Origin of the sequence: Micromonospora sp. ATA51 (assembly GCF_016802855.1) — a bacterium.
GTDB lineage: Bacteria > Actinomycetota > Actinomycetes > Mycobacteriales > Micromonosporaceae > Micromonospora > Micromonospora sicca.
Map to the genome: position 1 here is coordinate 1 of NZ_JAEVHJ010000356.1, position 6,554 is coordinate 6,554.

7 protein-coding genes and 1 pseudogene are annotated in these 6,554 nt (G+C 74.3%); 1 reads left to right on the forward strand and 7 read right to left on the reverse strand.

Annotation, left to right across the window (positions count from 1 at the left end; genetic code table 11):
- The 4 genes and pseudogenes from JNW87_RS32780 to JNW87_RS32795 form a co-directional block, all read right to left on the reverse strand.
- Nucleotides 1–726, reverse strand: a pseudogene (locus JNW87_RS32780) (hypothetical protein); the annotation flags it as partial.
- 47 nt (nt 727–773) lie between these two features.
- The gene (cutA, locus tag JNW87_RS32785; RefSeq protein ID WP_109805013.1) at nt 774–1,094 is read right to left on the reverse strand and encodes a divalent-cation tolerance protein CutA; all 321 of its coding nucleotides are present in this window, start codon (nt 1,092–1,094) and stop codon (nt 774–776) included.
- Nucleotides 1,095–1,143: 49 nt separating this feature from the next.
- On the reverse strand, nt 1,144–2,163 hold the full coding sequence (locus JNW87_RS32790) for a 1-acyl-sn-glycerol-3-phosphate acyltransferase (protein WP_109805012.1): 1,020 nt from the start codon (nt 2,161–2,163) through the stop codon (nt 1,144–1,146).
- The gene (locus JNW87_RS32795; protein WP_109805011.1) at nt 2,163–2,996 is read right to left on the reverse strand and encodes a patatin-like phospholipase family protein; all 834 of its coding nucleotides are present in this window, start codon (nt 2,994–2,996) and stop codon (nt 2,163–2,165) included. The genes JNW87_RS32790 and JNW87_RS32795 overlap by 1 nt, the downstream gene beginning before the upstream one ends.
- On the opposite strand from JNW87_RS32795, the gene JNW87_RS32800 reads away from it, so the two are divergent.
- Complete coding sequence (locus JNW87_RS32800) at nt 2,995–3,264, forward strand: hypothetical protein (protein WP_238455016.1); 270 nt, start codon at nt 2,995–2,997, stop codon at nt 3,262–3,264. The two genes, JNW87_RS32795 and JNW87_RS32800, sit on opposite strands and share 2 nt — an antisense overlap.
- 4 nt (nt 3,265–3,268) lie before the next feature.
- Here the strand turns inward: JNW87_RS32800 and JNW87_RS32805 are convergent, their stop codons facing one another.
- From JNW87_RS32805 to JNW87_RS32815, 3 genes are all read right to left on the reverse strand, one after another.
- Nucleotides 3,269–4,330, reverse strand: a complete 1,062-nt coding sequence (locus JNW87_RS32805; RefSeq protein WP_109805014.1) for a glycosyltransferase family 4 protein — start codon at nt 4,328–4,330, stop codon at nt 3,269–3,271.
- 136 nt (nt 4,331–4,466) lie between these two features.
- Nucleotides 4,467–5,138 carry a BON domain-containing protein gene (locus JNW87_RS32810; protein WP_109805010.1) on the reverse strand — a complete coding sequence of 224 codons (672 nt, stop codon included), beginning with the start codon at nt 5,136–5,138 and terminating at the stop codon, nt 4,467–4,469.
- A gap of 187 nt (nt 5,139–5,325) precedes the next feature.
- Nucleotides 5,326–6,554: S1C family serine protease (locus JNW87_RS32815; protein WP_238455017.1), on the reverse strand; the 1,229-nt coding region annotated here is incomplete at its 5' end.

The following is a 6,554-nucleotide window of genomic DNA, read 5'->3' on the forward strand; positions in this document are numbered from 1 at the left end:
CAGGGGCAGCACCGGCTGCGCGGCCAGCAGCGCCGCGAACCACGGCACGGTCAGCCGGCTCAGCCGCGCGTACCCGGCCGACACCGCCGCGCCGATCCCCCCGACCAGCGCGGCGTACCGGGTTCCCGGCCAGCCGGCCACGCCGAACAGGTCCACCGTCCAGGCGGCGTACCCGTCCAGGAGCACCAGCAGCAGCCCCACCGCCGCGAACGTCTCGGCCGTGCCACGCAGCCCACGCCGGGTCGCGACCAGCGGCACGGCCAGCGCGAGCACGGTGACCGCGGCCAGGATCAGCGCCCGCCCGGCCACCCCGACGGCCGCCCAGGCGACGGCGGTGAAGACGATCGCCGCGGTGCCGAGGAGGAGTCCACCGAGGACGAAGAGCAGGCCCTGCACCGTCCGGGTCGAGGTCTCCGGCCGGCCCGGCCCGACCACGACCGGCGCCGGCGGGACCGGGACGGGTCGCACCGGCTGCGGCGGCGGGATCTCCAGGCGGATCCGGGCGGCCAGCTCCGACCGGCGCTGCCGGGCCGCGCCCAGCCGGGCCAGCAGGTCCTGGTACGTCACCCGGGCCCGCTCCACCTCCGGGGCCAGCGTGGCGATCTCCCGGTCCAGCCGGACCACCTCGGCGGCGGGCGGGTACGGCGGGCGATTGCAGCCGGGACAGCCGGAGGCGAGGTCGGCGGGCGCGCCGCAGCCGGGGCAGGGGTAGCCGGTGTTCTCCACCCGGACAGCATGGTGCCCGGGCGGCCGGCCGCCCAGAGTAGGAGTACCTAGGGGCGGGTGTGCTCGTGCACCCAGGCCGCGTAGTCGGGGTTGCCGCTCTCCACCCGGGTCACCAGGATCTCCGGCACCTCGTACGGATGGTTGGCGCGGAGCTGGTCGACCAGGGCGGTCACCCGGTCCGGGGCGGTCTTGAACTGCAGCGTCCACTCGGCGGTGGTCTGGATCGCCGACTGCCACCAGTAGGTGCTGTCCAACTGCCCGCCGACCTGGGCGCACGCCGCCAACCGCCCGGCGACGGCCGCAGCCGCCAGCACGTCCGCGACCGAGCGCGCGTCCACCACCGTCGTCACCACGCAGATCTGCTCCACGAGCGCACCCTACGTGGCGTTCCTCCGAAAAGCCTGGAACGGGGTCCGGTCAGGCGCCGACCCCGTCGCGGTTGGCCGCGATCCAGCCGTCGATCCGGGCCCACCAGTCGAAGAGCCAGTCGATGCGTTCCTGCCGGTCGACCGGGACCTCCTCGGGCGGCACCGACCAGAACCGCATCACGATCCGCTTGTCCATCGGCAGCTCCCGCCACACGTCGGTGACGGTGAGCATGCGGTCCAGCCCGGTGTGCGCGACGAAGACGACCCCGGCGTCCGGGGCGGCGTCCAGGGCGGCCAACAGCCCGCCCGGCTGCGGGGCGAGCACGTTCTGCATCCGCTCGGCGCGCAGCGCCATCCGCTCCAGCCCCAGCGCGCGCAGCCGGGCGATGGCCCGCAGCCGCCGGCTCGGGGTGAAGTTGCCGCCCTCCGGGAAGATCACGAACGCGTCGTCGTCGTCCAGGCCGGTGGCCAGGTGGCCGATCTGTGCGACCGTCGTGTCCCGGCCGTCCGGCCCGGGGGCGATGAACCGGTTCGGCAGCCGGTTGAGCAGCACGTCGATCGCCGGGTCCCACTGGAGACTCTCCTTGAGCACGATCCGCGGCTCCCGATGGAACCAGTTCACCAGCGCGTGGATCAGGATGAAGGAGTCACCGGGGCCGGCGTGCCGGCAGAGCACCAGCTCCGGCCGGCCGGGCAGCGCGGTGTCGGGGTCCGTACCGACCACGTCGATGCTCAGCCGCAGCGTCCAGCGGGCCTGCCAGAACAGCACCCGCAGGAAGTGCCCGGCCAGCAGGTAGTGCGCCCGCTGGAAGGCCGGCGACCGCTTGCGCGCGCCGAAGCCGGACGCCAGCCAGAGCCCGAACAGGGCGACCAGCGCGGCGGCGTCCCAGACCAGGTAGACCGCGCCGATCCAGAGCAGCCGCAGCGGTCGCAGCCGGCCGGGGACCAGCGGCGAGGCGGCCAGCGCGACCAGCGCCCAGGCGGGCAGGGTGGCCACCACCGCAGCGGCGAGCAGCACCACGCCGGGAGCCAGCAGCAACCGGCGTACCCACCGGGGCGGCAGCGGCATCAGTGCTCCAGCTGGGTCGCCAGGTAGTGCCGGGAGGCGGTGTATGCCCGGCTGATCCGCCGGCCCACCGCCGCCATGTCCCGGTACGCCCACGGGCTGTCGTCGCGGGGGCTTCCGCCGCCGGTCGGCAGCACGTGCACCTCCACCCCGTCGGGCAGGGCCGCCATCTCCCGGGCGAACCGGTGCCGCCGGGCGACCTCGAAGGCGACCTGGGCGATCTCCCAGGGCCGCCGGGGCGGGCTCAGCTCCCGCTCGATCCGTCCCACCTGGAGGACGAAGATCCGGGTGGCGCCGGCGGCGACCGCCTCCCCGATCGGGATCGAGTTCACGATCCCGCCGTCGATGTAGTGCTGGCCGTTTATCTGGGTGGGCGGCAGCAGCCCGGGCACCGACGCGGAGGCGAGCACCGCGGGCACCAGCGGTCCACTGTGGAACCAGTGCTCGGCGGCCCGTTCGATGTTCGCCGCGCAGCAGCGGAACGGGACCCTCAGGTCTTCGAAGGTGGTGTCCTCGCCCAACTCGCTCTCCAGCAGCCGGCGCAGCGGCCGGGGCGAGTGCAGGTGGGTGCGCGCGGCGAAGCGGCGCAGCTGCCGGGCGACCGAGTCGCCGTACACCTCGCTGGCCTCGGGGGAGGCCCAGAGCCGGACCAGCCGGTCGGTGACGGCCTCGGACGGGTCGGCCGCGACCAGGGCGCCGTTGACCGCCCCGATCGAGGTGCCCAGCACCATGTCCGGCCGGATCCGGGCCCGGAACAGCGCCCGGAGCATGCCGACCTCGACGGCGCCGAGCACTCCCCCGCCGCCGAGCACGAACGCCACCGGACCGCCACTCATGACGTTCATCCTGGCACGCGGCCCGAAACGGGCCGCCGGAGCCGGCCGGCGGCCGCGCGCGGTCACCGCGGGCGGCGCCGACGTCGCGGAGCGCGACCAGGGAACGGACAGCCGCCGACAGGGCGGACACGTTCCCGCAAAGCTGACGGCCGCGGTGGACCGGCTCCCCGCAAAGATCGGGGAGCGGCAGCACGAGGGGAGCATCGCACCCGGGTACGCCCGTCAGCTCGACGCCGCGGCCGCCGGGCTGACCGCGGCGCGGACGTGACCGGTCAGCGGGCCGTGACCCGGGCCGGCTCCCGCGCCCCGGGGCCGACGGCCCGGTCCGCGAGGAAGCTCCGGTACACCGCCTCGTAGCCGCGGGCCATCCGCTCCATCGAGAAGTTCTCCGCGACGTGCGCCACGCAGTCGGCCGGGTCCAACCGGGACGACTCGCGCAGCGCCGCCGGCAGCTCGTCGGGCCGGTCGCAGACCAGGCCGGTCCGGCCCGGGCGGACCAGCTCCGGCACAGCGCCCCGGCGCAGCGCCACCACCGGCGTACCGGTCGCCATCGCCTCCAGCATCACCATGCCGAACGGCTCCTCCCACTGGATCGGCATGATCAGGCAGCGGGCGTTGAGCAGCAGCCGCTGGGTGGCCTCCCGGTCCGCGTTCAGCACCAGCGTCACGTCCTCGTCCAGCAGGGGCTCGACCACCTGCTCGAGGTAGCGGCGCTCGGCCGGCTCGTTGCACTTGCCGGCCAGGGTGAGCGGAAGGCCGGCCGCCCGGCAGGCCCGGATCGCCACCTCCGGGCCCTTGTCCGGGCTGAACCGGGCGAGCCAGAGCACCGGCCCCCGACCGGGTGTCCGCTTGCTCGGAACGTCCCGCGCCGGCATCGCGTTGTGCACCGTGCCCGCCCAGGGCAGCCCCGGGTTGGCCCGCCGCTGGGCGTGCGAGATGGCCACCAGACCGACGTCCTGGTCGATGTCGCTGAGCACGTCGCCGTACTCGCCCACCGGGTTGCCGTGCACGGTCGCCACGGTGGGCACCGCCCGGTGGCCGGCGATCAGCGGGCCGATGTTGGTGTGGTCGTGGATCACGTCGAAATCGGCGGCGGAGATCAGCCGGTTGACCCGGGCCAGGTGGGCCAGCTCGGGCAGCGCCTCGCCGAGCCGCTCGTACTGCAGCACGGGCTCGGTGGAGACGAACTCCGCGCCGGTGCCGTGGTCCGCGCCGGCGCCGAACAGGGTCACCTCGTGACCTTCCCCGACGAGGCCGTCCACCAGCCCGGCCACCACGTGTTCCAGCCCGCCGTAACCGGGTGGCGGCACCGACAGCCAGGGCGGCGCCACCATCGCGATCCGCAGTGGCCCTGCCCGCGAGCGGTCCGACGACAGGTTGTTCACGGCCACGAGTCCTCCCCGTTGGTCCCCGACGATCGTGATCGGCGGCGCTTTCCCGGTGCCGGCGGCGGCAAACGGCGGCCCGGCCTCATCCGGCGACGACGAGCCGCTCGTGCACCTCCCGGACGCCCGGCATCGACCAGGCCACCCGTTCCGCCTCGTCCCGCTGCCACCAGGAGCGGACCACCCCGCTCAGCACCACGGTGTCCCCGCTGACCTCGATGTCGACACGTTCCGTGCCGGTCCGCCGGATCAGCGCCCGTTGCAGGTCCCGGCGGATCTGTTCGTCGCTGGGCGGGCTGGGCGGGTGGACCTCCACCAGGTTCGTCACCCCGCGTACGCCGCGCAGCCGGCGCAGCTCCCGTTCCGCGGTACGCCGCTGGAAGCCGTACTCCACCTCGCCGCGGAGCATCACCCAGCCGTTGGCGACCGTGACGTCCAGCCGCTCGGCGGGCACGAAGCTGTCCCACTCCAGCGCCCGGCCGGCCGCGATGGCGATCTCCGCGTCGGTGCGCTCGTCCGTGCCGGGCAGGCGTACCTCGATCTCGCTGGCGACCGCCCGCACCCCGCGTACCCGGTGGGCGCAGCGCTCGGCAGCCCAGCGGCGGGCGTAGCTGTCCACCCAGCCGGTGAGCGTGACCACGCCCGCGGCGACCGTCACGCCGATCTCGGTCGGCCGCGTCTGCGCGTCCCAGTCGAGCTCGTCGAGCACGTCCCGCTGGATCTCCGGATCGGTGCGGGCGGCGGTTGCGGTGGTCATCACGTCCCCTCCCCTACGGTTCCCGTCCGTCGAGGATGCCGCCGGGCGGGGTGAGCCGGGCTCACCCGATGCGGGTGAGCGGGTACGGAAAAGGCGGCGGGCGACGGAGCCAACCCCCTTGGCTCCGTCACCCGCCGCCTGGCGGAGGAAGGTCCGTATCCCCGCGCCTTCTCGGCGCGTCAATCCCTTATGACGTCTCGGCGAGCGTCACGGTTGCCGTCTGTGCCGATCCATTCCGCTTGAACTGCACCTCGACCCGGTCGCCCACCTTGCCGGACTGGACGGCGCCCACCAGGTCGTTGGAGTCGTTGATCACCTTGTCGCCGAACTTGGTGATCACGTCGCCCCGCTGGAGCCCGGCCTTCTCGGCGGCGCTGCCCGGGGTGACCGCGGCGACCAGCGCCCCGCCGTCCTCGGCGGCGTTGACGCTGACCCCGAGCGAGGGGTGGCTGACCTTCTCGCCGCGCTGGAGCTTCTCGGCGACGTCCTTTGCCTTGTTGCTCGGGATGGCGAAGCCGACGCCGATGTTGCCGTTGCTGCCCTGCCCGGCGGTGGCGATCGCGGTGTTGATGCCGATCACCTCGCCCCGGGTGTTGACCAGCGCGCCGCCGGAGTTGCCCGGGTTGATCGGGGCGTCGGTCTGGAGCAGGCCGGAGATCGAGCTGGCGGCCCGCTGCGGGTCCTGCTGCTGGCCCTCGCTGCCCGCCTGGATGGTCCGGTCCCGGGCGCTGAGGATGCCCGCGGTGACCGAGCCCTGCAGGCCGAGCGGGCTGCCCAGGGCGAGCACCTGGTCGCCGACCTGCATCCCGTCGCTGTCGCCGAACTTCGCCGCCTTCAGCCCGCTGACCCCGCCGGCCTTGACCACCGCCAGGTCGGTCTTCGGGTCGGTGCCGACGATCTTCGCCTGTGCGGTCTTGCCGTCGGCGAAGACCACCTTCACCGTGTCGCCGCTGGCGGAGGCGACCACGTGGTTGTTGGTCAGCACGTAACCGTCGGCGCTGAGGATCACCCCGGAGCCCTCACCGTTGTCCGTGATGATCGAGACCACGCTGTCCTGGACGGCGGCGGCGATCTTCGGCAGGTCCGCGCTGTTGAGCACGGGCGCCGCCGAGTAGGTGCGGGTGACCCCGCCGTCCCCGTCGAGGGCCAGGGCGAGCGCGCCGCCGGCCACACCGGAGCCGAACATCAGCGCCAGCACCAGCGCGCCCGCGCCGACGAACTTGCCCGCCCGGCTCGGCCGGGCGGCCGGCGCCGGGCCCCACGGCGGGACCGGCTGGCCGGGGAGGTGCGGCTGTCCCGGGTGGTGCGGCTGGTAGGCAGGGCCACAGGAGCTCCTTTCTGGACGGACGATCAGCGGAGGAACGCCGCCGCCACGCCGGCGTCGACGGGGATGTGCAGACCGGTGGTCAGGGACAG